This window comes from uncultured Campylobacter sp. (genome assembly GCF_944323605.1).
In the GTDB taxonomy this organism is placed as follows: domain Bacteria; phylum Campylobacterota; class Campylobacteria; order Campylobacterales; family Campylobacteraceae; genus Campylobacter_D.
The window spans coordinates 1-23,210 of sequence record NZ_CALUTC010000011.1 but is presented as its reverse complement, the minus strand read 5'-3'; the positions used below and the strand labels follow the sequence as shown (position 1 = coordinate 23,210).

Annotated in this window: 30 protein-coding genes and 1 pseudogene; 10 read left to right on the top strand and 21 right to left on the bottom strand. The window is 30.8% G+C overall.

Annotation, left to right across the window (positions count from 1 at the left end; genetic code table 11):
• Positions 1–8 precede the first annotated feature (8 nt).
• Entirely contained in the window at positions 9–1,355 is a 1,347-nt protein-coding gene (locus Q0J35_RS06780; protein WP_297194431.1) for an anaerobic C4-dicarboxylate transporter, read from the top strand.
• Between the two features lie 32 nt (positions 1,356–1,387).
• On the opposite strand, the gene metA is transcribed toward Q0J35_RS06780, so the two are convergent.
• Positions 1,388–2,290, bottom strand: coding sequence for a homoserine O-succinyltransferase (gene metA / locus Q0J35_RS06775; protein ID WP_297194429.1), 903 nt, complete (start codon positions 2,288–2,290; stop codon positions 1,388–1,390).
• Between the two features lie 34 nt (positions 2,291–2,324).
• Positions 2,325–3,602: an aminotransferase class I/II-fold pyridoxal phosphate-dependent enzyme gene (locus Q0J35_RS06770; RefSeq protein WP_297194427.1), complete on the bottom strand. Its 1,278-nt coding sequence runs from the start codon at positions 3,600–3,602 to the stop codon at positions 2,325–2,327.
• Between the two features lie 308 nt (positions 3,603–3,910).
• On the opposite strand from Q0J35_RS06770, the gene ybeY reads away from it, so the two are divergent.
• Complete coding sequence (ybeY, locus tag Q0J35_RS06765; protein ID WP_297194425.1) at positions 3,911–4,306, top strand: rRNA maturation RNase YbeY; 396 nt, start codon at positions 3,911–3,913, stop codon at positions 4,304–4,306.
• On the opposite strand, the gene Q0J35_RS06760 is transcribed toward ybeY, so the two are convergent.
• Positions 4,303–5,811: an ABC transporter substrate-binding protein gene (locus Q0J35_RS06760; RefSeq protein ID WP_297194423.1), complete on the bottom strand. Its 1,509-nt coding sequence runs from the start codon at positions 5,809–5,811 to the stop codon at positions 4,303–4,305. The two genes, ybeY and Q0J35_RS06760, sit on opposite strands and share 4 nt — an antisense overlap.
• 269 nt (positions 5,812–6,080) lie before the next feature.
• On the opposite strand from Q0J35_RS06760, the gene Q0J35_RS06755 reads away from it, so the two are divergent.
• The gene (locus Q0J35_RS06755; RefSeq protein WP_297194421.1) at positions 6,081–6,794 is read left to right on the top strand and encodes a toxin-antitoxin system YwqK family antitoxin; all 714 of its coding nucleotides are present in this window, start codon (positions 6,081–6,083) and stop codon (positions 6,792–6,794) included.
• Positions 6,795–6,892: 98 nt separating this feature from the next.
• Here Q0J35_RS06755 and Q0J35_RS06750 read toward each other — a convergent pair whose 3' ends face one another.
• From Q0J35_RS06750 to Q0J35_RS06730, 5 genes are all read right to left on the bottom strand, one after another.
• Complete coding sequence (locus Q0J35_RS06750) at positions 6,893–7,150, bottom strand: hypothetical protein (protein WP_297194419.1); 258 nt, start codon at positions 7,148–7,150, stop codon at positions 6,893–6,895.
• Positions 7,151–7,236: 86 nt separating this feature from the next.
• Positions 7,237–7,638, bottom strand: a complete 402-nt coding sequence (locus tag Q0J35_RS06745) for a hypothetical protein (protein ID WP_297194417.1) — start codon at positions 7,636–7,638, stop codon at positions 7,237–7,239.
• Positions 7,639–7,699: 61 nt separating this feature from the next.
• Complete coding sequence (locus Q0J35_RS06740) at positions 7,700–9,352, bottom strand: NAD(P)/FAD-dependent oxidoreductase (RefSeq protein WP_297194415.1); 1,653 nt, start codon at positions 9,350–9,352, stop codon at positions 7,700–7,702.
• Positions 9,353–9,355: 3 nt separating this feature from the next.
• Positions 9,356–9,841 (bottom strand): DUF2147 domain-containing protein, encoded by a 486-nt coding sequence (locus Q0J35_RS06735; protein WP_297194413.1) that lies wholly within the window; start codon positions 9,839–9,841, stop codon positions 9,356–9,358.
• 222 nt (positions 9,842–10,063) lie between these two features.
• On the bottom strand, positions 10,064–10,195 hold the full coding sequence (locus Q0J35_RS06730; protein ID WP_297194411.1) for a hypothetical protein: 132 nt from the start codon (positions 10,193–10,195) through the stop codon (positions 10,064–10,066).
• A gap of 83 nt (positions 10,196–10,278) precedes the next feature.
• On the opposite strand from Q0J35_RS06730, the gene Q0J35_RS06725 reads away from it, so the two are divergent.
• From Q0J35_RS06725 to Q0J35_RS06715, 3 genes are all read left to right on the top strand, one after another.
• Positions 10,279–10,851 carry an arginase family protein gene (locus Q0J35_RS06725; protein ID WP_297194409.1) on the top strand — a complete coding sequence of 191 codons (573 nt, stop codon included), beginning with the start codon at positions 10,279–10,281 and terminating at the stop codon, positions 10,849–10,851.
• A 139-nt stretch (positions 10,852–10,990) separates the two neighbouring features.
• A complete protein-coding gene (gene tnpA, locus Q0J35_RS06720) occupies positions 10,991–11,446 on the top strand; it encodes an IS200/IS605 family transposase (RefSeq protein ID WP_297194504.1) in 456 nt (151 codons plus the stop codon).
• 12 nt (positions 11,447–11,458) lie between these two features.
• The gene (locus Q0J35_RS06715; RefSeq protein WP_297194501.1) at positions 11,459–12,709 is read left to right on the top strand and encodes a transposase; all 1,251 of its coding nucleotides are present in this window, start codon (positions 11,459–11,461) and stop codon (positions 12,707–12,709) included.
• A 16-nt stretch (positions 12,710–12,725) separates the two neighbouring features.
• Here the strand turns inward: Q0J35_RS06715 and Q0J35_RS06710 are convergent, their stop codons facing one another.
• The 13 genes from Q0J35_RS06710 to Q0J35_RS06650 form a co-directional block, all read right to left on the bottom strand.
• Positions 12,726–13,394: a hypothetical protein gene (locus Q0J35_RS06710; RefSeq protein ID WP_297194408.1), complete on the bottom strand. Its 669-nt coding sequence runs from the start codon at positions 13,392–13,394 to the stop codon at positions 12,726–12,728.
• Complete coding sequence (locus tag Q0J35_RS06705) at positions 13,391–13,696, bottom strand: hypothetical protein (protein ID WP_297194406.1); 306 nt, start codon at positions 13,694–13,696, stop codon at positions 13,391–13,393. Before Q0J35_RS06705 ends, Q0J35_RS06710 begins: the two co-directional genes overlap by 4 nt.
• Complete coding sequence (locus Q0J35_RS06700) at positions 13,693–14,118, bottom strand: hypothetical protein (RefSeq protein ID WP_297194404.1); 426 nt, start codon at positions 14,116–14,118, stop codon at positions 13,693–13,695. The genes Q0J35_RS06705 and Q0J35_RS06700 overlap by 4 nt, the downstream gene beginning before the upstream one ends.
• Positions 14,119–14,134: 16 nt before the next feature.
• Entirely contained in the window at positions 14,135–14,398 is a 264-nt protein-coding gene (locus tag Q0J35_RS06695) for a hypothetical protein (RefSeq protein WP_297194402.1), read from the bottom strand.
• A 3-nt stretch (positions 14,399–14,401) separates the two neighbouring features.
• Positions 14,402–14,587, bottom strand: a complete 186-nt coding sequence (locus tag Q0J35_RS06690) for a hypothetical protein (RefSeq protein ID WP_273403735.1) — start codon at positions 14,585–14,587, stop codon at positions 14,402–14,404.
• Positions 14,584–14,853 (bottom strand): hypothetical protein, encoded by a 270-nt coding sequence (locus Q0J35_RS06685; protein WP_297194397.1) that lies wholly within the window; start codon positions 14,851–14,853, stop codon positions 14,584–14,586. The genes Q0J35_RS06690 and Q0J35_RS06685 overlap by 4 nt, the downstream gene beginning before the upstream one ends.
• The gene (locus tag Q0J35_RS06680) at positions 14,850–15,506 is read right to left on the bottom strand and encodes a PBECR2 nuclease fold domain-containing protein (RefSeq protein WP_297194395.1); all 657 of its coding nucleotides are present in this window, start codon (positions 15,504–15,506) and stop codon (positions 14,850–14,852) included. The genes Q0J35_RS06685 and Q0J35_RS06680 overlap by 4 nt, the downstream gene beginning before the upstream one ends.
• Before the next feature lie 73 nt (positions 15,507–15,579).
• Positions 15,580–17,430, bottom strand: a complete 1,851-nt coding sequence (locus Q0J35_RS06675) for a TraM recognition domain-containing protein (RefSeq protein ID WP_297194393.1) — start codon at positions 17,428–17,430, stop codon at positions 15,580–15,582.
• A 10-nt stretch (positions 17,431–17,440) separates the two neighbouring features.
• Complete coding sequence (locus Q0J35_RS06670) at positions 17,441–17,773, bottom strand: hypothetical protein (protein WP_297194391.1); 333 nt, start codon at positions 17,771–17,773, stop codon at positions 17,441–17,443.
• 60 nt (positions 17,774–17,833) lie between these two features.
• Positions 17,834–17,983 (bottom strand): hypothetical protein, encoded by a 150-nt coding sequence (locus tag Q0J35_RS06665; protein WP_297194389.1) that lies wholly within the window; start codon positions 17,981–17,983, stop codon positions 17,834–17,836.
• Between the two features lie 32 nt (positions 17,984–18,015).
• On the bottom strand, positions 18,016–19,191 hold the full coding sequence (locus tag Q0J35_RS06660) for a hypothetical protein (protein ID WP_297194387.1): 1,176 nt from the start codon (positions 19,189–19,191) through the stop codon (positions 18,016–18,018).
• The gene (locus Q0J35_RS06655; protein WP_297194385.1) at positions 19,188–20,336 is read right to left on the bottom strand and encodes a hypothetical protein; all 1,149 of its coding nucleotides are present in this window, start codon (positions 20,334–20,336) and stop codon (positions 19,188–19,190) included. Before Q0J35_RS06655 ends, Q0J35_RS06660 begins: the two co-directional genes overlap by 4 nt.
• Positions 20,333–20,887, bottom strand: a complete 555-nt coding sequence (locus tag Q0J35_RS06650; protein ID WP_297194383.1) for a hypothetical protein — start codon at positions 20,885–20,887, stop codon at positions 20,333–20,335. Before Q0J35_RS06650 ends, Q0J35_RS06655 begins: the two co-directional genes overlap by 4 nt.
• 489 nt (positions 20,888–21,376) lie before the next feature.
• On the opposite strand from Q0J35_RS06650, the gene Q0J35_RS06645 reads away from it, so the two are divergent.
• From Q0J35_RS06645 to Q0J35_RS06630, 4 genes and pseudogenes are all read left to right on the top strand, one after another.
• Positions 21,377–22,069 (top strand): AAA family ATPase, encoded by a 693-nt coding sequence (locus Q0J35_RS06645; RefSeq protein WP_297194381.1) that lies wholly within the window; start codon positions 21,377–21,379, stop codon positions 22,067–22,069.
• Positions 22,070–22,079: 10 nt separating this feature from the next.
• On the top strand, positions 22,080–22,349 hold the full coding sequence (locus Q0J35_RS06640) for a hypothetical protein (RefSeq protein ID WP_297194378.1): 270 nt from the start codon (positions 22,080–22,082) through the stop codon (positions 22,347–22,349).
• An 84-nt stretch (positions 22,350–22,433) separates the two neighbouring features.
• Positions 22,434–22,964: a hypothetical protein gene (locus tag Q0J35_RS06635; protein ID WP_297194376.1), complete on the top strand. Its 531-nt coding sequence runs from the start codon at positions 22,434–22,436 to the stop codon at positions 22,962–22,964.
• Between the two features lie 49 nt (positions 22,965–23,013).
• Positions 23,014–23,210: pseudogene (locus Q0J35_RS06630) on the top strand (hypothetical protein); the annotation flags it as partial.

Below are 23,210 nucleotides of genomic sequence, written 5' to 3'. Positions count from 1 at the left end.
GAGAGATTATGGATTATAGTGTTATGGAAATCATCATACAACTTGTCGTATTCTTAGGTGCTATATTCTTGGGAATTCGCTTAGGTGGTATTGGCATTGGCTATGCTGGTGGGCTTGGCGTTGTTGTGCTTGGTATAGTGCTTGGAATGAAACCCGGAAACATACCTTGGGACGTGATTTTAATCATAGCTGCTGCGATTTGTGCTATATCTGCTATGCAACAAGCCGGAGGCCTTGATTATTTAGTAAGGCTTACAGAAAAGCTTTTGCGTGCAAATCCTAAGTATATAAACTATCTTGGACCTTGCTGCTGCTATTGGCTTACTATCTTAGCTGGAACAGGTAATGCGGTATTTTCGCTAATGCCTGTTATTATCGATGTGGCAAAAGCACAAAACATCAAGCCTTCAGTGCCTCTTTCGGTTTCTGTCGTGTCATCGCAAATTGGAATTACCGCTTCTCCTGTTTCAGCTGCGGTTGTTTATATGAGCGGTGTTTTAGAGCCACTTGGATGGAATTACCCTACCTTACTTGGAATTTGGCTTATAACTACCACCTTAGCTTGTATGCTAATCTCTCTTATCATAGGACTTTTTACAAATACCCGTCTAGATACAGACCCTGTTTATCAAGCTAGATTAAAGGCTGGGCTTGTAAAGGACGCACAAGAGGTTTTACAAGTTGAGGATAAACCGGGTGCAAAGCTTTCTGTGCTTATATTTTTATTTACAGTTTTGGCGGTTGTGCTTTATGCAACTGCTATTTCAAGTAATGTCGCTTTGATAGAAAATCCTGTGGTGACAAGAGATGCGGCGATTATGAGCTTTTTATTGAGTGCGGCTTGTTTGATTGTGATATTTTGCAAGGTTGATGTTAGCAAGATAACAGATACAAGCGTTTTTAAGGCCGGTATGACTGCTTGCATTTGCGTTTTTGGTGTGGCCTGGCTTGGAAATACCTTTGTAAGCGGACACGAACAAGCCATTAAAGATGTGGCTGGTGAATGGGTAAAACAAAGCCCTGCTATGCTAGCTGTTGCTTTCTTTTTTGCCTCCATGCTTTTGTATTCTCAGGCCGCAACTGCTAAGGCAATCACGCCTATCATCATATCAGCACTTGGAATTTCTGCTGCAAATCCGGCAGATTCTTACATGCTTGTTGCTTGTTTTGCTGCAGTTTCTGCACTGTTTGTTCTTCCTACTTATCCTACCTTGCTTGGTGCGGTGCAAATGGATGATACAGGCACAACTCGCATAGGCAAATTTATCTTTAATCACGCCTTTTTTTTACCGGGAGTTATGGCTATAGCTATATCTGTGGCTCTTGGCTTTTTAGTAGCACCATTTGCTATGTAATTTATATCTAATCCGCTTTTTTGCGGATTAGATTATGATTTTTGCTCTATGTCAAGCTTAAATGGAGTTGCTTGATACACATCATAATTTAGCCAATTTCCAAAAATAGTATTTGCTTCGCAACGCCAAGAATACATAATATTTCCTTTTTTATCATAATAATTTACAGGTTTTTTTATCCTTAGTCCTGCTTTTATATCTCTTTTATATTCTAAATCAAGTGTGTTTTTAGTGTATTCAGGGTGTCCTAACATAAATAAAGAATTTCTATCTCTTGCAAGGACCAATCCAGCTTTTTTTGATTTAAGCAAAATTCTAAGCTCTTTGCATTTTTTTACCTTGTTTTCGTCTATACTTGCATATCTTGAATTTGGTATTAAAATTTCATCGTCTAAGTTTGTAAGCACAAGATCATTTTTCACTATCTTGCATTTATATACTCCAGAAATTTTTTTCTTATGAAGTGTTTTGTCTATCCCATAAAAGTGATATAACGCTGCCATAGCACCCCAGCATATATACATAGTGCTTGTTACATTATTTTTTAAGAAGTTAAGTATATCTTTAAATTCATTCCAATACTTTACCTCTTCATATTTTAAAAGCTCTACAGGAGCTCCTGTTACTATGGCTCCATCAAAATGCTTTTGTCTTATATCCTCAATACCTTTGTAAAATTTGTCAAGATGCATAGCTGAGGTATTTTTTCCAATATAACTTTGTGTAGATAAAAAAGTTATATTTACTTGTAAAGGAGAATTTGCAAGCAAACTTAAAAGTTGATTTTCTGTTTGAATTTTTATAGGCATTAAATTTAGTATTAAGATCTCTAAAGCTCTTATATCTTGTGTATTTGCCCTTTTTGTATCCATAACAAAAACGCTTTTTTCAAGTTTTTTAAATGCTGGAATGTCCTTTGGTATTATAACAGGCATAAAATTCCTTTCTAAAATCCTGCATTAAGCAGGATTATTTTTCTATGGCTTGTTTTAAATCATCTATCAAATCAGAAGTGCTTTCCAAGCCTATGCTAAGCCTTACTGTATTTGGCGTAATCCCCGCTATTTCTAGCTCTTCTTTACTAAGTTGAGAATGAGTAGTTGATGCTGGGTGTATTAATAAAGACTTAGAATCTCCTAAATTTGCAGCTATTGTAAATAGTTTTACCTCGTTACAAATTTTCTTTGCCTCTTCATAACTTTGTGCTTCAAAGCTTAAAAGCCCACTTGCTTGAGAATTTATGAAGTATTTTTTAAGAAGATTGTTGTATTTATTGCTTTGAAGTGCTGGATAAAACACAGAATTTATTTTAGGGTGGCTTTCTAAAAATTTAGCTACTTCTAGTGCATTTTGACTATGTTTTTGAATTCTAAGCTCTAAAGTTTCAAGCCCTTGTATCAAATTCCACGCACTTTGAGCACTAAGAGTTGCACCTATATTTCTTAGCCATTCTGTTATTATTCTTATAGAAAATATAGGCAAAGGTAAATCAGCATAAACAAGACCGTGATAGCTTTCATCAGGGGTATTAAAACTTTCGTATCTAGGATTGTTTTTGATTAGCTCATTTAAATTTTCCCTTTCTATGATAGCTCCTCCTAGGGTAGAACCTTGACCATTTACGTATTTACTTAAACTATACACCACTATATCAACCCCAAAATCAAAAGGTTTATGCAAAAATGCAGTCGCAACGGTATTATCACATATTGTTATAATGCCGTATTTTTTAGCTATATCGGTAATGGCTTTTGTATCTGCTATGGAAATTTGAGGATTTGAAAGACTTTCAAAAAATATAGCCTTAGTTTTATCATCTATCAATTTTTCCAAACTTGCTGGATTATCTATATCAAAACTTTTTGCTTGTATGCCAAATCTTTTTGGCAAGACATAAGAAAGTAGGGTTTGCGAACCACCGTAAATTTTATTAGAATAAAGGATATTATCCGTGCTATGAGCAGAATTTAAAAGAGAGTAAAAAACTGCTGCCGAACCGCTTGAAGTAACATTTGCAAAAGTTCCACCTTCAATAGCTGCTAAACGTCTAGCTAAGACGTCATTTGTTGGATTTGTAAGGCGAGAGTATATATTGCCAAGCTCTTGCAAGGAAAATCTAGCAGCAGCTTGCTCTAAATTTTCAAAGCTGTAAGCTGTATTTTGGTATATTGGAACACTTATAGTTCTTTGAGTATCGTAATCATATCCTGCGTGTAGTGCTAATGTGTTTTGTGTATAATTTGACATTTTATTTCTCCTAAAAATTTTTATAAAAATATAGAACGTTAAAAAACATTCAAACTTTGGATTTTACTTTTGTGTATATATGTGTTTATACGGGGGAGATTAATTACTTGCACACGAGCGTGTGCATATACATCATAGAAATAAAATTAAGGGCAAAACGGCTATCAATATAAAAACTAAACATATAAAGCCCCTTTCCCTAAAATTAAATTTTTTTATCATATCTAAAATAAGATAAAAAGTCAATACAAAAAAAATAATATTTGTTTTTTTACTAAAATTTAGTATATTAATCTTATGGAGGAGTTATGGTTTTTTGCGATAGAGAAATTAAAATTTTAGAAGATATAGCTAAAAGTTTGAGTGAAAAAGACTTAGAGCTTGTCTTTGTAAATGATGATGAAATGAGAGCATTGAATTTAAAACACAGAAATATCGATAAAAGCACCGATGTTCTTTCTTTTCCTTTAGAAGATGTCCCAAATGCCATACTTGGAAGCATAGTTATAAATGAAGATGAAGCTTTAAGGATGTCTAAGAAATTAGGGCACAGTTTTGAAGAGGAGCTTAGCATTTTGTTTATACACGGCATTTTGCATCTTTTGGGATTTGATCATGAATGTGATAATGGAGAAATGAGAAACAAGGAAATAGAGCTAATTGATAAATTTAATTTACCAAAAAGCTTGATTTTAAGGGCTTAATCTATACTCCATTCCCACGCATTGTATGCAAAGCCAACACCGTGATGGCCTAGTATATAGTTTTTTACTCCGTTTATACCTTTTCTAAACACGACAGGATAGTCAATGTATGCTATAAATATAAAAGCTGGGTTTTCATCAAGAGCTTTTACAAAATTTAGATATTCTTTTTTTCTTTCTTCTTTATCTAAAGTATTTCTAGCTAAATTTAAACTTTTATCTACCTCTTTATCACTATAATGCCCAAAATTCCAGTCTTTTTCACTTGCAAATACCCTATAAGTATGAAAATCTGGATCATAAGGACTTCCCCAGCCTACTAAAAAACTATCTATCCTTGTGTAGTCAAAGCTTCCAGCCGGTTTAGCTATGCCTTTTGCCACGACTCCAAGTTTTTTAAATTCGCTTAGTATTACTTGGGTTAGTGCAACACGCAAAGGATCATTACTCATAGTGTAGATTTCAAATTCTAAAATTTCGCCATTCTTTTCATAAATTCCATTTTTATTTTTCTTAAATCCTGCTTTTTGTAAAAATTCATCAGCTTTATTTAAATCGTATTCGTAAGTGCTTTTAAATTGTTTTCCAACAGCCCACGAATTTTCAAGAGGGTGGTTTGCTACAAAACCTAAATTATGCAATAAATTATTCACTATACTTTCTTTATCTACCGCATAATTTAAAGCCTTTCTTACATTTATATCTTTTAAGAATTTGTTATTAAAATTAAACATCAAGGCTCTGTAATCAGCAGATTTTTCTATATTTACTTTAAAATTTTTATCATTTTGAAAATCTTTAAGAACTTCATAATCTATTAAAGCCACATCAACAAGATTGCTTTTTAGTTCTGTAGCCGCTATTTTTGGGTCTTTTATGTGTTTTAATATGAGTTTTTTTGTCTTAACTTTGCCAAGGTAAAATTTATCATTTGCTTCTAGCTCTGTAAAATATCCTTTTTTCCATATTTTTAATTTATACGGACCTGTTCCTATAGGCTTTTGATTAAATTTAGCCTTATTTATATCCTCTTTTTGCAATATATGCTTAGGAAGCATACCCAAACTAAGTGCATCAAGCAAAGGTGGGAATGGTTTTGAAAGCGTAATTCTTACCTTTGTATCACTTAAAACCTCTACTTTTTTTATATCTTTAAAATTATCTTTGCTAGGAGCTAAAAGTTTTTTATCAAGCAAGGTATTTAAAGTAAATTCCACATCTTTTGCACTAAATTTAACGCCGTCGTGCCAAAACACATCATTTCTAAGTTCAAATTCATAAACAAGCCCATCCTTACTTATCGTCCAAGATTTTGCTAAATCAGGTTCTAAACTCATATCATCATTAAAACGTGTAAGACCCGAAAATATAAGAGCTAAAACACTATCATGATCCTCGCTAAAGACAGGATTTAGCCTAGTAGGCTCATTTTCAACCGCTATTACTATGCTATCTTTTGCTATTAGCGGCAAAAGGATAAATAAGATAAGCAATATTTTTTTCATAGCATTTCCCTTTTATGAATTATGATTTAAATTTTAAAATTAATTTTTCAAAATTTTAAGCCCCCTTAGGGCTGCTTTTTTAAAATTAAAATCCTAGTTCGTTTATGATTTTTATGTAAGCTTTTATACGATTTTAGCTTTTATCTTTGATTATAAATTTGATGTTTTTAGAATTTATCAAGTAAAAATTTAAAAGATTATTAAGGAGCAAATATGCAAACTATCACTTTAAATAACGGTATAAAAAGCGATTATCGCTAAGGAAGCGTATGCTACGAAAAATTGTAATGTTATGTGGGATAGTTGCACTGCCTTGTGTGCTTATGGCAGAGAATTTACCCGAATACAAAAGCGAGGCAGATAAGATAAAAGTTGAGGCGGTAACAGAAGTATGCATTGACTATGTGAAAAAAGAATACTATGACAATGGAAAGCTTAAGAAAGAGATTCCTTATAATACAATTTGTAACATAGAAGGCATCGCGAAACAGTATTATGAAAATGGGAATTTAGAAAGAGAAGTTCCCTATAAAAATGGTGATATAGAAGGTATTGTGAAAAAATACTATGAAAACGGGAAGCTTCAAGCAGAAATTCTATATAAAGAAAATCTTAAAGATGGTATGGAAAAAGCTTATTATGACAATGGAAAGCTTAAATATGAGGCTCCATTTAAAAGATATGAGGCTTTCTATCCATATACAGTAATAGAAGGTATGTTAAAATGGTATTATAAAAATGGGAAGCTTGCAGCCGAGATCCCACATAAAAAATACAAAGAAGGTATTGTGAAACTTTATAAGCCAAATGCCAAATTACTCGTCGCTATCCCATATCACAAAGCTTTAAGAGACAAAACCATAAGCGTTAAATGTAGTAATGGCAAAGTCCTTAATGAGGAGCAATTACAACGCATTGACGATATGCTTAAATATTTTGTGCCACCAAAGAATGATAAGGATATAGCCCAAATTTGTGATTAGCCTTAGCCTTTTTGCGTAAATCTCTTTAGAGCTTATGCAAATTTTGAGAGCTTTTATAGCGAGATTCACGGCTCGCAGATTTGCTATTTACAGGTTTTCTACTTACAAATTTCTTGCACTTTAAAAAGTGGCGTTAGGAGTTCAGGGCGGACACTAGAACCACTATCCTTATCGATTATAGCGAGATTCTCACTGCTAAATGCCCTGCCATTAGCACATTTGCCACTTATTGCCTTATTATCTTGCCAAGTTACACTTGCTAGGAGTTTGCCACTGTCCTCATAGATTTTTCCATCTCCCTCTTTTTTTGTTGTTTTTATATGGCACTTCCCACAAAACCTTACCATTCTCATCATAATACCACTTCCCTACGCCCTCTAGCACGTCATTTTTATAGGATAGTTCTCTAATGAGTTTGCCATTTTTTCTATGATATCTTTGTTCAATCCCGTGTTTTTTTACCCTCGAGATAAGGAGTTTGGCTTATGAGTACTCCCTCTTGTTTATCATTTTTATAAGAGTTTTCCTCTTCAAGTTTTTCATTTTTTGTTATATATTCCTTTCTTTTATCCTCTACAAAAGGTGTTTCTCTTTGTAGTATAAAATCGTCGTTAATATTGACTTTTTTTAAGGGAATCTCCTCATAAAGCTTTGTATTTTTGCCATCAGAGTATTTTTTCACAATGCCATCTACTTTGCCATTTTTGTAAGGAATTTCTTCTTTTAGATTCCCACTAGTATAATGCTTCCTTGACACACGGCCTTTTATTTTATCCTCATCATTTTTGCACTCTGGTAGAGAACAGCCCACATATAAGAGTAGTGGTATAGTTAATACAAACACTTACTTAAACATACATCCCCCTAATACCTATAAATTTAAGACTTATTGTATAAATAAAATCTTACAATAAGCTTACTGCTTCTATTAGCACTATGCTTATTATTATACCAAATAGCACACAAAGACTAAGGCGACGCGGGTAAAAATAAGGATCTAAGATCTTTTTAGCTGTGCGATATCCTGCAAGGATAGCCCCTGTGAAACCACTGCCAGGAAATCCAAACACAGAGGCAAAATAGAGGTTTTTGATACTTTTGGATTTAAATCGCTCTCTGCCAAAAAATCCTTCTTGACTTTGATCATAGCCATAAGGTGTGCCTTTGCGTGTGCGAGTGTATCTTTCTATCGTCTTTGGCGTGGCAAGCTCTGAGTGAATGCAAGTTTTCATAATACTGGGGAAAAACTCCTCTAACCGTCTTTCAAATGCTTCTTTTACTTCTTGTTTTTTAGTTTTATATGATTCTTTATCCAGATTATCCCATTCTGCATAAGAGCTAACTGTTGTTATAACTCCTAAAAATCTATCCTCTCTTTGAGATAGCCCACTATCAATCTTGGAATAATTCACAAAAACAAAGTCTCGCTGGGTGATTGGAATTTCTAGTTGTTTTGTATTTTGTCTATTAAAAGGCTTATTAAATTCCTTAGAATCTACAAAGAAAGTTGAATAATCCATATTAGGAAATTTTTTGCTTAAATCTGCATCAAAGATCATATACACTGATAAAAGTGAGGTTTCTATCTCAAAATTTTGCGTAAGCTTAGAATCTACCTCATATGCACTTTGTGGTAATGTGCTTAAAAGCTTATTATACACAATGTATGGATCACAATTTGCGATGATTTTATCAGCATATATTGTATGTTCTTCCTTGCTTTTTTTGTCTTGATAGAGCACACCAACAGCCTTTGTGTTGTCGTTTTCATCAAGCAAAATTTGCGTAGCATCAGTGTGTATTCTTACTTCTCCACCATTTTCTGTAATGATTTTTGCTAAACCATCTGATAGACTTTGTGAGCCACCTTTGACATACATACCTTGATGATAGTAGTTTGTTTGAGCTATGGCGTGGTAATTCCAATCAAATTTATAAGGATTATTGTGATAGTAAGCAAGATTGATATTTAAAATTCTTTTTAGCTTAGAATCTTGTATCATAGAATCTAGCATATCACCCACATTGCGGTTTTTTATCGCACTTATGGTTAAAAATATAAGCGTTGTAAGAGGTGCAAAGAAAAATTCAAAAAATCCCATCATAAATGGAAATTTTCTATTAAGATAGGCTTGAAATGCTATCTTTTTGAAATATTTTTCTATACCCTTTTTTTCTTGTGGAAAAAGTTTGATAAGTGTAGATTTGGTAGCATTAGCTTGTGTGCTACTGTGAGGGATTGTGATTGGATTATTTTTATCATCACTTTCTATGATACTCCACGCAGTTGGCAAAGGCACAAATTTAACTTTATCTAATAAGCCAATTTCTTTAAAGATAATGTGCTTCATATCGGTTTTTGTGCTACCCCAATCAAGCTCGTGCAATCCTGCATCTACAAGCATTCCCTTGCGTTTAAAGCAAGTAGCACAACCGCCTATTAAGTCGTGTTGTTCTAGCACCAAAATTTTTTTACCAGCTTTTGCTAAAGTCGCACCACAAGTAAGCCCACCTAGTCCAGAGCCAATGATTATGGCATCATAATTGTTTGAATTCATACATTAATCTTTAGGCATTGTAGTATCAAGCGTGCTTGTATCAAGTCTTTTATCATTAAAGGGAGCAGATTCTGTATCGCTAAGCTTTTTCCATTCTAGCGTAGGAGCAAAAAGCACATCAATTTTGATTTGCAAGACATTGTTTTTAAGTGTCGTTTTTATCGGATACACTTTGCCTTTATCAAAGCTATATATTTTACCTACGCAAGTATCATTCTCTTTACAACTCATCTCTAAGAATACAGAGCCCCTAATAGGACGATTTTTCATCGTCTTATAGGGATTTTTAGAATCCACATCATTATCTATACTACCATTTTTTGTCGCAAAGCCTACACCATAAAATTTACCACTTTTCTCAAAGATTTCTACAAGGCTTTCTTTGCCTTTATTATCTTTTGGCAATAAATAAACCCCCGGCATTGCTGCATTTGCACTTATGCTTACTATGCTTAAAAAACACAATATTATAAATCTTTTTTGCAACATCAAAGTCCTTTTTATAAGTTTTTAATTTAAATAAATCGTGTATAATTATAGCTAAAAGTGCGTGACATATAATAAATGAAAACAAAGCTATAATTACGCAAAATATAGAGAGGATACCAATGCAACATCATTCTACAAATTCTAAGACCTTACGACTACTCTATCCGCAATGGCAGGCCGGTGATATAGCAGCCCTTGTGCCGGAGCTAAGTAAAAAGGATTCTAGCTTGGGCTATTTTTGGGTGCGGAGCTTTTGGAGTTTTTAGCCCCTAAAAATGTAACTAGCAAAACCGCCAAAGTGCCTATCTCGCTTGAATATCCAAAATCTGGCGTGCGAGAATCTAAAAATGGCATTTTAAACTATGATTAGATTGTAAAGCAAAGCAAGGCGGCATTAGAGATTTTAAACACGCATAAGCCTGATAAGATTCTAACACTTGGGGGCGTGCTCTGTCTCTGTCGTGCCTTTTAGCTATCTAGCGAACAAATACAAAGATGATGTGGCTATCGTGTGGATAGATGCGCATAAGGATTTGAATTTGCAAGGAGATAAATATCAGGGCTACCACGCTATGGCATTAGCGGCTACCTTTGGGCTTATCGATAAAGAGGGCATAGCTAGGATTTTACCCGCTCATTTTAGCCCTAAAGATTCTATCATTGTGGGTGTGCGAGACTTTGAGGGTAAAAAAGAGCGATGTGAGGAAATAGGCGTGAAAGTCTTAAGCCCAGAGGAAGCTAGAGATTCTACAAAGCTCTTAGAATGGCTTAAAAGCAGGGGTAAATCTAAGGTGGTGGTGCATTTTGACTTAGATGTGCTAGATCCTAGCGAACTAGTAATGGCGGTTGGCGTAGTAGAAAATGGGCTAAAGATAGCCGAGGTAGTAAATCTCATCAATGCCATAAACACAAACTACGATTTAGTAGGGCTGACCATAGCCGAGCATATGCCAAGGGTGGCAATAAAGCTACGCAATATGATGAGGGAGTTGCCTTTATCCAAAATCTAAGCAAGAAAACTCCTACTTCTTTAAGTAGGAGATGAATTGCTACCGCCGTTTAGGTGGTATTTTTAAATCTAAAAAATTTTTGGTTATATTTTTAAATGAGATTAAAAATATAACCAGTAAAATTTACTATAATAACGCTATGAATATAGAATACGATAAAAATTTACATTCAGTATTTTTGTTACAGTATCACTTCATTTTAGTAGTGAAATATCGCAAGAAAGTTATTAATAACAAAATTTGCGATAGGCTGAAAGATATTTTTGAAAATATTGCAAAAGGTCAGACTTATCAATTAAAAATTATAGAATTTAATCACGATTTAGACCATTTACATATACTTTTTAAGGCTAAACCTAAAAGCGAACTTTTAAAATTCATAAATGCCTATAAATCAGCAAGTAGTAGATTGATTAAAAAAGAATTCCCTGAAATTAAAAAATATCTTTGGAAAGAGTATTTTTGGAGTGGTAGTTATTTCTTAGCTACAACAGGCGGAGTAACGCTTGAAATTTTAAAACAATATGTGCAAAATCAAGGCTTAGAAGATAATCGTGTAAAAAAGAGTATAACTATAAGAAAAAGAGGCTCTTAAATAATGGCTGAAATTTTAATTACAAAAGGCTTTAAATATAGAATATATCCAAACAAAGAACAACAAAAGCTCTTAAATCATCAGTGTTTTATCTACAATCAAGCCTATAATATTATTTTAGATTTACAAAAAGAAACTTATGAACAAAACAAAGACAAAGATAAAAAAGATAAGACTTATTTAAAAGCAAGTGAAATTGATTTAAAAGTAAAATTAGCTTTAAATCAAAGAGAACTCCCTTTTAAATCAGTAGTAGCTCAACAAGCAAGGATTAATGCTAATCGTGCCTTAGAACAAGCTATAAAAGATAAAAATAAAGGCTTCCCTAAATTTAAAAACTCAAAAATGGCTAAACAAAGCTTTAATTGGAATAATCAAGGCTATCAAATCAAAGATAGCGATAACTCTAAATTTAAAATATTCCATCTTATGAAAATGCCTTTAAAAATGCGTTATCATAGAGATTTACCAAATAATTATAAAATAAATCAAATAACTATCTCAAAATCACACAATAAATATTTTGTTTCTTTTAGCGTAACTTATACTAAGCCTAATGTTTCTTTAATATCTACTTCAAATTTAGATATTAAAAAAGCAGTAGGAGTTGATTTAAATATTAACGAATACGCTTTAAGTAGTGGTGAGCTTATAAAGACAAACTCAAAACTATTAGCCAAAGCCAAATACGATAAAGCTTTTAAAAGACTTCAAAGAAAACAATCTAAAAGAATTTTAAAAGCAAAAAAAGAAAAAATTAAATTAGGTGTAAATTTTAAAAAGACGCAAACTAGGCTTAATAAAATTTACGAGAAAGCTAGTAATATCAAAAAAGATTTACATCATAAGATTTCAAAAGAGATAGTAGATAAATTTGATTTGATAGTAGTTGAAAATCTAAAAACCAAAAATATGACCAAACGAGCCAAACTAAAAAATGTAAAAGTAAAAAGTGGCTTAAATAAATCTATCTTAGATACTTCATTCTATCAATTTTTAAGCTTTTTAGAATATAAAGCTTTGCATAACGGCAAACTATTTACTAAAATCAATCCGCAATATACAAGCAAAACTTGCAATAAATGTGGGAGTATAAAAACAAATCTAACGCTAAAAGATAGAGTATATATCTGTGATGAATGTGGAAATGAAATACACAGAGATATAAATGCGGCTAATAATATCTTAGAGCGTGGATTAAAGTCGTTTGGGTTAGGAATTAGCCTATTAGACTATAAACAAAAAGCCTTTCTTATTAGCTGAGATTGCTTGGCTTTAGTTAGGAAGCTCCTACTTCTTTAAGTAGGAGTGGTTCACATTCATCAAATAATGATTTTACAAGGGTATTTAAATCTGTATCATTTTTTAAGATAGCAGAATCAAATTTTACAGTGCTAGAAGATGGTTTTAGTATTTGTGTTTCATTTTCCTCAGGATTTAATGATGCTCTATTTAATGAGAGTTCTTGCTTAACTTCTTCATTAGCCATATTTCTAATCTCATCTTTTCTTTTAGCCTCATCTTTTTGTTCTGAAGTCATCTTGTCTATCTGAATAATCTCTCTCATACTCATCTTTTTTTCGTTTATGGCTCCATTGCTAAGCATATATCTGTAAAAGAAAAAGTCCTCTTTCATATCGCTTTCTAGCATAAAATTTGCAAATTGAGTGCATATATGACTTGAAATAAAATTATTATCCTTAGCTACTTTAAAATTTTCAGCTAAACTTATTTTGTCTCTAGCATTAGCTAAGACAATTCTTCCATCTTCTAAGCCTAAAGCTCTTTTATTGTAAAATATTTTTAATGTATCATTTTCTATACTTCTAAAATCAATTAAACTTCTAGTTTTTATCTTGAAGAAGAAATCTTTAATTTTGTTTTTCTCAATATCGCTAGTATATTCTCTTAAAGAAAATTCTATACAAGAATACTCATCCTCGCTCAAATGTCTAAAAATCTAGGTTTTATAACAGATGCTAATCTAAAATCAAATTTTCCAACATTTTTATTATTAAAGGCTTCCTGTATCTTATCTATGTTTTTATTAGCCTCGTTATGTAAGTGCATTAAGCTTTCATAATGTTTTTGATTTATATCTATGTTGATAGATAACATATATTCTTCAAATTCCTCATCGCTTCCTTGCCAAAAAGCTTTTAAAGCTGAAAGAACTGGGATACAACTCAAAGTATTTATATTCAAATTTTCATAAGATGTTTTTGATACTTTTACCTCTATTCCGTTCATTTTTTATCCTTTCTTGTTTTATTTATTTTATCTTTGTTGCTAGAATTTTCCTCATACTCCTGCCTTAACATATCCATAGCTTTTTCTCCTTGTGCGGCTTGACTTTGAAGCTTTGAATTTGCTACAATCACATCATCGGTGGATTTGCGAAAATCGGAGTCATTAAACAATGGAGGCAGAGCTGACTTTGTCTGCCCATCTCCACCTTTTTCTCTTCTTTCTCCGTATTCCGTTTTACTATGAGCTGTTAAAAGCCTATTAATTTTTTTGATATTTTGTATATACTCTCTACTTCCATATATGAGAATATTTCCATCATTAGCTTTTACTCTCCAAGTAAAATCTTTGTGTTCTGTGTTATATTTAGCCCTCACATTCTTAGCCACCTTTGGAAAAGAAAGCATTTCTTTTGTGCTTATCATTCCTCTTAACTTAGGATTATCTAAATGCTTTTTTAATCTCCTTTTGCATAAAGTCCTTATCTATCTTTATATCTCCTATATTACTTTTTACTTGAGTATGAGCTTTATCATCTTTTAAAACCTTATACATCTGTGAACTTTCCTTTTTGCTTTGCCTATCCCAAACTATATCTTTTAAAGCTTCAATAACTTGTTCACACTTTTGCATGTTTTCCTTAGCTTCTTTTACATAGTTTTCAAGTTCTGTTATTTTTGCTTTTAATTGCTCTTTTTCACTCATGGTTTAACCTTTTTTAAGTATGTTTTTATTTTCAAGCTCTTTGATAATCCTTAATACCTTTTTCATATTTTTAAACATTTCAGGATTATGCTTATAAAGTCGTTTCAAATCAGCAATAGTCTCATCATCTTTTAGTAATTTACCTAGCTCATCGTAAAGTTTTAAAATTTCAAGTGCCTTATTGTTCATTTTATATTCTCCTCATCATTCTCATTAGATTTGATTAAAGCATTATTTAACAATAACTTGTTTTTACGCAAGGTTAAAAATATATTATTTCTTTCCTCTACAAAATTTTGTGATTGCATGAGTGCAGTTTTATTTAATTCTTTTATTTGTGCTTCATATGTTAGAACTAGCTGTGCTTGTGTTTTAGACATAGAACTTAAAACTGAAGCAGAATTGGCATATACAAGCAAAGTAGTAAATAATATAAAAATAATAGCTTTAATCATTTCTTCTTGCCTCCAAATCTGTTTATTTTATCCCTATTAAATTCTTTTTCTTTGTCTATATCTTTTTCCTTATACTCCTGCCTTAACATATCCATAGCTTGTTCTCCTTGTATGGCTTGACTTTTCATATTTTTTTCATTATAATCTAACATATCAATCTTGTTGGCGGAGAATTGTGAAGCCTGTAAAAGCTTGTTACGAGATGATCTGAAGCTTGGAGATTGATAAAGTATTTTAGCTCCTAAATTCATCTTGTTTTGTAAATTTCTTCTCTCTTTGATTCCATTTGAAACACTTACTAAATATTCTCCTTTATCATAGCTAACATTTACAAAGTAATCATCTCCTTTTATGTGTTTTGTAAGCAAATATCCATCATCTATATCATAAAAAATTACATCAGGCTCATCAAGCACAGCTTTAATATGTGGGATAAATTCTTGCCTACCTTGCGAAACTAATTTTAATAAGCTTCCTTTTTGTAGCCTTATCTTTTTACCACCTAAAGCCTCTTTTATCGCTTCATTGTGCTTAGGTATATAGCTTTGCTCTAAATTTTCTAAGCTAAACGTCTTTAGCCATTGTTCTTGTGTTTCTTTTGTAAGTATATGTTTTTTGTTTTTTTGGTCCAGAAAAATTTCATCTTTTAACATTATATAGCCTATATACATTTCGTAATGCTTTTTTAGTTATATTAATTATATCTTTTGAAACATTTATATGCAATTAAATAGCCTCTTTAAATATATCTTTCATTATAGGATTATTCATATATTTAGCTACTTCTGTAAAAAAATATTGTTTAGAAATATATTGAGTAAGTGGTATTTTATCAGAGCTCTTTGCCATATAGGTAGTCTTTTTGCCCTCATTAAGCAAGGAGCTCTCGGCTCTAGCCACAGCTTTGTGCATTTTGCCATTAGCAAAGACTATCATTTCTCCATTATTCATATTTACTACCTCATTGTGCATAATGGCATCTTTTTCCTCTGTTTTAAAATTAGCTTCAGCAGAGCCTTGTCCCGAATGAAAATCTACTTTTTGAGTATAATCCTTTGATATTACAGTTTCTTTTTCTATCATTTTTGCATAAAATTCAGTTGTTTCAGGGTGCATATTTTTCATAAGTATATGAACACCTGTAACATCTATAATTTCTTTTCTTTCATAGTCATTTTTTGACAAAACATCGATTTGAGCTGGAGATTGAAAAAATGGAAAAATAGACATTCCTAATGACCTAGATTTGCTCTCAAGTCTTCCAAATCCTTCAACCACATAAGAACCAAGCTCATCTAAAAAACAAATAAAAGGTATTTTAGGTTCTCTTGCATACTTAGCCTTTTGTGCAGCAACACCTTTTATAAGTCCTAATATTAATCTACCAAGTTCTTTTGGTGTGGTATCACTATCCATTGTTGGTAAAGTTACAAAAATAATTTTATTTTTTTGTGTAGCTTCCCAAAGTGATATGCTTGGATTAGCAACATTAAAGACCTTACCATAATCACTAGATAAATTAGTTATAACGCCCCTCCAAGCACCAGCACTCATAGAAGCATCATATACTCCTTGTAAGTCTGTATTTTGAGAAGCTTTCATCATCTTAGCTACCCATTCCTTATCGTCTTTATTGCCTTTTAAAAAGTCATTATAATCTTCGCCTATACTAGAGCTTACAAAAAGAACAAAGTCTCTGATACCTGAATTTTCAAGTGCTAAATGTTTATATTCTATGGCTTCTTTCACTAAGGTGCTTAAATTCATCATACTTGTCAAAGATGAAAAATTAAATAAGAAATCTTTTTCATTATCTCTTTTATATACCATTAATTTAAGTATGTTTTTCATGAATTCTTTTTGTTTTGCTTTCCATTCATTCTCCTCGCCAATCAAAAGAGCTATTAAAATTTCATATATAGAAAGTGCAGAACCACTTAAAAGAGGATTAATGGTATGTGTATTATCCATATCTAAGAAATTTAAATGTATAAAGTCATCTTCTCTACCCAAAGAAGCTACAAGTCCATAAATTTCCTTAGCAAATTCATCAGTGCCTTTTCCATCTACTATTAAGCAACCTCCACCAAGTAATGCGTGCTGTTCTATTAAACCTTTCATTAAGACAGATTTACCGGCACCTATGGTAGCCATACATAAAAAATGCCTTTTTACTGTCTCTGCATTAACCAAAATTGGTCTAGTTTGATTGCCTTTTACTCTAGAGGATTTTACGGCATCTCCATAAAATTTTTTAACCTCATTGCCTAAACAAAGCATATATTCTTCTTTTTCATTATTTTTTATAATAACTTCTTTATTATTATCTTGTTTGTCATTGCTTAAAAGTATCATAAACATCAACACAGCCAAAAAGGCTAAAGAAGTATTCATAAAAACACTCATGTTTATACCAAAAGAAAAACAAGACAAAAAGCATAAAAATATATTTATATATATCAATGTTTTAATACCATAAGCAAAACCTAAATCTTTTTCAATAAATTCTTTTGTGGTGTAAAAATTTGGTCTATGCAAAACAACTCTTGAGTTTTTTACAGAATACGAATTTTCCACTTTAATGTCCTTATTTAGAAATTATTTGATTTACATTTGATTGCAATTTAGAACTTATTTCATTTAAAAAAACCAATTCTTTTTCTTTAAGCAATATATAATATTGTAAAGAATTATTCTCCTCAATGTGTTTTGTATTATGTGCTTCTATGGGAGCAACAGAAATTAACATAGCTAAAGTATTACTCATGTAATCTGCTGTATTATTTTCGACATTTTTAAATTGTTGAATTGCTTGTTGAGCATATACATCAGATAAAAAAGAATCCATGCAACCAGTGCAGGAGTATCCAAAACTTAGAAAAAAAGAAAAAATAAAAAAATATCTTGTCATTAAACTCATAACTTATTCCTTTGTTTTCGTAAAAACTCAAGCTTCTTTTCAATCGCTACACTTAAAGCATTAATCATTGTTAGTCTCCTCATCTTCTTTATAAAAGTTTATTATTAACAACTGTATCATATATAACACCATAATACCGAATGCGGTATATATGAGACAAACAAGAATGATAAGTATATAAGGCACTATGCTCATAAGAAAATATAACATTTTAAACCTTTTTCACATTTTTTTATTTTCTTTCATTTTTTATTTGTCTTAAGTTTATACCTATACTCTTTTTTGTGTTGTGAATCTGTTAATAAATCTCCGTTTGCATTTATGGTTATTTTATTTGAATAGTAATCATCTAAAGCATCTTTTACTATCTTAGGGCAATTATCATCACTGTAGTATCCACTGTAAATATGTTCTCCAAGCTCTTTATCATAAACATTTATCACTCCTGTTTCGACAAAAAAATCTTGCTCTATAATGTATTTATCTATATTATAAGTAATACTTCCATAATCTTGCTCCATAATCAAATTCATAAATTCTGTTATACTTGCACCAATAAAATATTCTTTATCCTTATATGTAATGTAAGAACAAACTTCATAATCTGTTCTAAATTCTTCTGCAATAAAATGCACGGGATAAGGCTCAAGATATATAGAATCTAGTTTATCTGTTCTCCTAAAATTATCTTCAGGATAAATTTTGTATGCGTTAGGGTGATTTTGAGAATTTATAATAGTTCTCTTAAAATCTAACGACACACAATTATATTCGCAACTTTCTACATTAACCAAAGCTTCTTCAAAAAGCTTTTCCTCATATGAAAGTTCTCTGCTACGGACTTTACTGTCAAGTGCATTCTTTGCTTCGTTTAAATTTAAAGCTATTCCTTTGAGAGTTTCTCTTAACTCTAGCGTTTTATCTTCTCTTGCAAGACATATTTCCTTATCCTTTAAAAGACTTGTGATAATATCTTGATTAGGACGACCAAAATAAGACTTGGCAGTATTTTCAGCACAAAATTCACTTTCTATTTTATCAAAGATATTTTTTAATGATACATTAGCGTTTAACAGTTCTTTTATATATTCTTCTTGAAAATATAAATCGTAATCTAAAATAGTATTACCATCATTTTTTAGGCTATCAAAGACGACAGTTCTATATGGTTCATATATGTAACTATCTGTATTATTGTTAGTATCAAAATATGTTATGATTGGGATAGCAAAATTTCTTAAATCATCTCTATCAAATTTTTCCATATAATCTGCTTCATTTTTTATCCCATAATAATCAAAAAATGATTTTAAATTATCAGTAAGCTTTATAAGCAGTCTATCTTCTAAAAATATAAAAGACTTATCTAATTTTTCCAAAGCTTCTTGATATGTGATATTGTCCCAATCTATATTCATCTTTGCTTCCTTAGATTAATATTTTTGTTTTCATCATTTTGTGCATTAGTTAATATTCCCTCTTTATATTCCTCGTAAGAAGCCCATCCTTTATATCTGCTAAGATATAGATTTAAAAATGACAGAGTGGGTTTGCTATAAGAATCTTGGTTGTTAAGAATGTTTTCTTTTATTTCCTTATCTAAAGCATCGCAAACTATATCATTTGCTTCAAAATTATTTATTATTGTATCTTCATATATTTCACTAGAAGAAAAATAAACATCTCCTAAAGCTTGTAAAGACTTTAACTCTCCCCTAGCTTCATCTAGTATTTTATTTTTTATTATGAAATTTAAATCTATCTCTCTAGGAATGCCCTCAGTATAATCGCAATCAAAATTTTCTAGCTCATCATAAACAATTTTTAGCAATCCATCACAAGCTTCTTCTTTTCTAAAAAGAGCCGATTCTATACCTAGCTTTAAAGCGTTTTCAATAGCTTCTTTGCAATAAAAATCTTTCTCGCTAAGGTTATCTTGTCTTAGATTTTCTAAAAACAAATCTGTCTGTTCTTGTAAATTTTTATTGTTTGAATATTCAAAAAATTCTTCGCTATCAAGCTCACTTATTATATGAGAATTACTATACAGATATGCACTCACTATAAAGTTTTGTAAATACTTTCTATCATCTTTATCAACTGAATTTGGCTGTAAGGCACTTTTTATGAAAAAATCTTTATCTAAATCTATCTTTGCCGTTTCATAAAGTAAATCATATATGGTGTCATGCCCTAATTCAAAAGCCTCATTTTCAAGCCATTCATAAAGCATAGAAAAATTTTCATCAAATATCTTATCTACATCAAGACCACATTCCTCTAAGTGATGCAAATAGGTTGTAACATCCTTTAGTCCACCGGAATAAAAATCTTTTATGGTGGATAAGTAAAATATGAAATATTCTTTCTGAATCTCTGTTATTTCTTTTTCTTTAAAATAAGACAAAGAATCTTCGCCGTAGGGTAATTGTTTAAAGTTATACAAAAATTTTAAATATTCTTCTCTATCATCTTCTTTATATAAAAAATCTTCAAACCTATCAAGCTCTTTAGGACTCATATTTGTTATAAAATCATATTCATCTATATCATAAAAATTCATCTTTTTAATCTCCTCTGTGATATTTCTTTAGATTCTTGCTTTGCCTTATTTATATTTTCTATAAACATAGGCTTAATTTCTTTATTTATATATTCTTCTAGTAATTCAACCTCATCTTCGCTCATCTTTTCTTCAGGATAAAAGATGAAGTATAGAGCATCATTATCATATTCATCAGGAAAGTCTATGCTAGGTTGATATACAGCTCTTATGTTATTAACTTGAAAAAATTCCTCTTCCATTTTATTTTTAAGTTTCTCAAAAAAATAATCATTTCCACCCATAGTCTTATCATAGTCCGCACCATTTTCTAAGTCATCTAAAATTTTGTAATCTAAAACTTCAATTTCGACTTTAAAAGAATCTTTTAGTGCTTTCTCAATATGCTCGTATTCTTTTATTTCTATATCGTTTATATAAAAATGGCTATCAAGGCAGTTTGTATAGTAGGATATGTTATCTTCATCAAGCCGTTGATTTACAAGCTCTTGCTTCACATTTTCAAAAAGCATACCTAGATATAAATTAGTAGAATCTGCAAAATCAGGCACTTCATATCGTCTTAATTCTTCCCAAAAATCTCATTCATTAACTTCACAATTATGCTTAGTTGCAAACTCTTCTATTGCTTTAACAGAATCAGGCATATCATTAAAATTTACAAAATCAAAAGACATATTTCTTTCTCCCATCTTTTTCTAAAAACTCTAACAAAGAAAAAAAGCTTAAAAATAAAACTTTGCTTAATATATGACATTTGTCATAGTTTTTATTTAAAAAATGCTTAATATGGCAAAGTGTATTTCTTACAAAGTATGTATATATAGGAAGTTTTATAAAAATGTTTGTGCCATTTTTTTATAATAAATTTAGATGTAAATATATGTTGTATTATAGTGTATGTATTTATAAAATATTATATAGTATTATACTATATTATAGTATATAATATAGTACTATAAAATAGTATTAAATATTATATAATAGTATTAACTATTATTTGATATAATTAATTTTAACAAAAAGTTAAAGGAATAAAGATGATTATATCTATTGTAAATGAAAAGGGCGGAGTTGGAAAAAGCACCATAGCTATAAACCTATCTTGCAGGTTGGCAGAAGATGGGGAAAAAGTTGTATTAATTGATGCCGACCCACAAAATTCCACATCAGTTTTTACAAACATAAGGAGTGAAAATAATATAGAACCTTTATTTTCTAATATTTCAAAAACAGGACAATCTTTGAGAGAGGAGATAGATATTCAAAAGAACAAAAGCGATGTAATTATAATCGATACAGGTGGTAGAGATACAAAAGAAATGCGTATATCCTTAGTAAAATCTGATATAACCATAATACCTACCATACCAAGCCAATTAGATATTTCTGTTTTTGATAGAATGCTAGATTTAATCGATTTTGCAAAAGATAGTAACCAAAAATTAAAAACATTAATATTATTTAACAAAATATCTCCTAATCAATTTCTCAAAAAAGATATAGATGACTTAAAGCAGTATGTAGAAAGTTCATTGCAAGAAAGACAAATGCAAGATGTTTATATACTAAATTCTTTGATATATGATAGGAGAGCTTGTAAAAAAAGCATACAGGAGGGTAAAAGTTTAAAAGAATTTGCACAAAAAGGAGATAATAAACCTGCACAGGATTTTGAGGTGTTCTATAAAGAATTAATAAGCATAGGAAATAAAATGATACAAAATATATAAAGGATAAAATATGGGTGGATTTGCAAAACCAAAACAAAATACAAAAAAAAGAAATAATAATATCAATGAAGACTTTATAAACGGTGGAAGAGGCGAAACAGATAATGACAGCAGAAAAATCACAAAAAATGGCAAGGTTTTACATGTAATTATAAGAGAAGAAACACATAAAAGATTAACAAGATATATAGAAACAGAAGCGAGAAGAATAGAAAGTAAAGCTTATATAACAAATGAGGCTATAAATATGTGGCTAGATAATAAAGGTTTTGAAAAATAATATAGTTGGTATATAGTATTAAAATTACAATACTATATACTTGTACTTTTTAATAAAAAAGAGATAAAAGACTTTGCAAATTTTATGGAAGCAAATAAATTGCAAAGTATATCATCGCTAAACGAAACTTGGACTTGGGATGGGCATTTTATGCTTGACAATTTTAGCTTAGCTCTTTATGCAAAATCCTCTCAAACTCACAACCTAGGCTCTGATATAATAAATCTAGCTCAAAGCTTAAGAGATGAGTATGTAAGCTTAGTAAATTCAAATATAAGCTTAGATGAATTTAAAGAAAAATATCTTGATTTTAAACAAAGACATGACGGCTTTGTAGCTTTATATAAAGAAGCATTAAATGGAGCTAAGATAAGTATAGATAAAGATAATAATGGAAATTTAAATATAAAAATTCAAAAAGATTTAAATGATGAGAAAAAAGCTTTCACCCCCATACAAGCTGAAAGTAAAAGTGAAACTTTTACTTATGATGATATAGCTAAGAATTTCTTTTTAACTTTCTTAGAGAATGAAAGAAAAAAGGGGACTGATGTATTAGAATTATTAGAAAAGTTATTTAAGGTGGGTGAGAGTAAGGTGGATTTGAAAGTGTGAAAAGATTGTAAAATATGCTCTAAAGGTATAAGAAAGTTAAGGATATTTTATGTATATAAAAAATGTAGCAAATCAACATAATAATTATTATATATCCAACAAAATAAATACAAAAAGTTATGCCACAAACAATACAAACGAAGTATTAGGCTATAAGGTTGATAAAGAAGGATATTTTACATCTGATTTTAACAAGGCTGCAAATATTCCTACTGATATAAAAATTCATTCAAGCACTATGCAAAG

What these genes read in the sequence shown, in the direction of transcription:
- Q0J35_RS06680 (WP_297194395.1), bottom strand. Translation starts at nt 15,506, where the DNA reads ATGTTAAAAGATGAAATTTTTCTGGACCAAAAAAACAAAAAACATATA.
- Q0J35_RS06735 (WP_297194413.1), bottom strand. Translation starts at nt 9,841, where the DNA reads ATGTTGCAAAAAAGATTTATAATATTGTGTTTTTTAAGCATAGTAAGC.
- Q0J35_RS06750 (WP_297194419.1), bottom strand. Translation starts at nt 7,150, where the DNA reads ATGATGAGAATGGTAAGGTTTTGTGGGAAGTGCCATATAAAAACAACA.
- Q0J35_RS06645 (WP_297194381.1), top strand. Translation starts at nt 21,377, where the DNA reads ATGATTATATCTATTGTAAATGAAAAGGGCGGAGTTGGAAAAAGCACC.
- Q0J35_RS06730 (WP_297194411.1), bottom strand. Translation starts at nt 10,195, where the DNA reads ATGCCATTTTTAGATTCTCGCACGCCAGATTTTGGATATTCAAGCGAG.
- Q0J35_RS06665 (WP_297194389.1), bottom strand. Translation starts at nt 17,983, where the DNA reads ATGTTATATTTTCTTATGAGCATAGTGCCTTATATACTTATCATTCTT.
- Q0J35_RS06640 (WP_297194378.1), top strand. Translation starts at nt 22,080, where the DNA reads ATGGGTGGATTTGCAAAACCAAAACAAAATACAAAAAAAAGAAATAAT.
- Q0J35_RS06705 (WP_297194406.1), bottom strand. Translation starts at nt 13,696, where the DNA reads ATGAACGGAATAGAGGTAAAAGTATCAAAAACATCTTATGAAAATTTG.
- Q0J35_RS06770 (WP_297194427.1), bottom strand. Translation starts at nt 3,602, where the DNA reads ATGTCAAATTATACACAAAACACATTAGCACTACACGCAGGATATGAT.
- Q0J35_RS06685 (WP_297194397.1), bottom strand. Translation starts at nt 14,853, where the DNA reads ATGATTAAAGCTATTATTTTTATATTATTTACTACTTTGCTTGTATAT.
- tnpA (WP_297194504.1), top strand. Translation starts at nt 10,991, where the DNA reads ATGAATATAGAATACGATAAAAATTTACATTCAGTATTTTTGTTACAG.
- Q0J35_RS06660 (WP_297194387.1), bottom strand. Translation starts at nt 19,191, where the DNA reads ATGAATATAGATTGGGACAATATCACATATCAAGAAGCTTTGGAAAAA.
- Q0J35_RS06780 (WP_297194431.1), top strand. Translation starts at nt 9, where the DNA reads ATGGATTATAGTGTTATGGAAATCATCATACAACTTGTCGTATTCTTA.
- Q0J35_RS06690 (WP_273403735.1), bottom strand. Translation starts at nt 14,587, where the DNA reads ATGAACAATAAGGCACTTGAAATTTTAAAACTTTACGATGAGCTAGGT.
- Q0J35_RS06700 (WP_297194404.1), bottom strand. Translation starts at nt 14,118, where the DNA reads ATGATAAGCACAAAAGAAATGCTTTCTTTTCCAAAGGTGGCTAAGAAT.
- Q0J35_RS06740 (WP_297194415.1), bottom strand. Translation starts at nt 9,352, where the DNA reads ATGAATTCAAACAATTATGATGCCATAATCATTGGCTCTGGACTAGGT.
- Q0J35_RS06695 (WP_297194402.1), bottom strand. Translation starts at nt 14,398, where the DNA reads ATGAGTGAAAAAGAGCAATTAAAAGCAAAAATAACAGAACTTGAAAAC.
- Q0J35_RS06670 (WP_297194391.1), bottom strand. Translation starts at nt 17,773, where the DNA reads ATGAGTTTAATGACAAGATATTTTTTTATTTTTTCTTTTTTTCTAAGT.
- Q0J35_RS06760 (WP_297194423.1), bottom strand. Translation starts at nt 5,811, where the DNA reads ATGAAAAAAATATTGCTTATCTTATTTATCCTTTTGCCGCTAATAGCA.
- Q0J35_RS06755 (WP_297194421.1), top strand. Translation starts at nt 6,081, where the DNA reads ATGCTACGAAAAATTGTAATGTTATGTGGGATAGTTGCACTGCCTTGT.
- Q0J35_RS06655 (WP_297194385.1), bottom strand. Translation starts at nt 20,336, where the DNA reads ATGAATTTTTATGATATAGATGAATATGATTTTATAACAAATATGAGT.
- metA (WP_297194429.1), bottom strand. Translation starts at nt 2,290, where the DNA reads ATGCCTGTTATAATACCAAAGGACATTCCAGCATTTAAAAAACTTGAA.
- ybeY (WP_297194425.1), top strand. Translation starts at nt 3,911, where the DNA reads ATGGTTTTTTGCGATAGAGAAATTAAAATTTTAGAAGATATAGCTAAA.
- Q0J35_RS06635 (WP_297194376.1), top strand. Translation starts at nt 22,434, where the DNA reads ATGGAAGCAAATAAATTGCAAAGTATATCATCGCTAAACGAAACTTGG.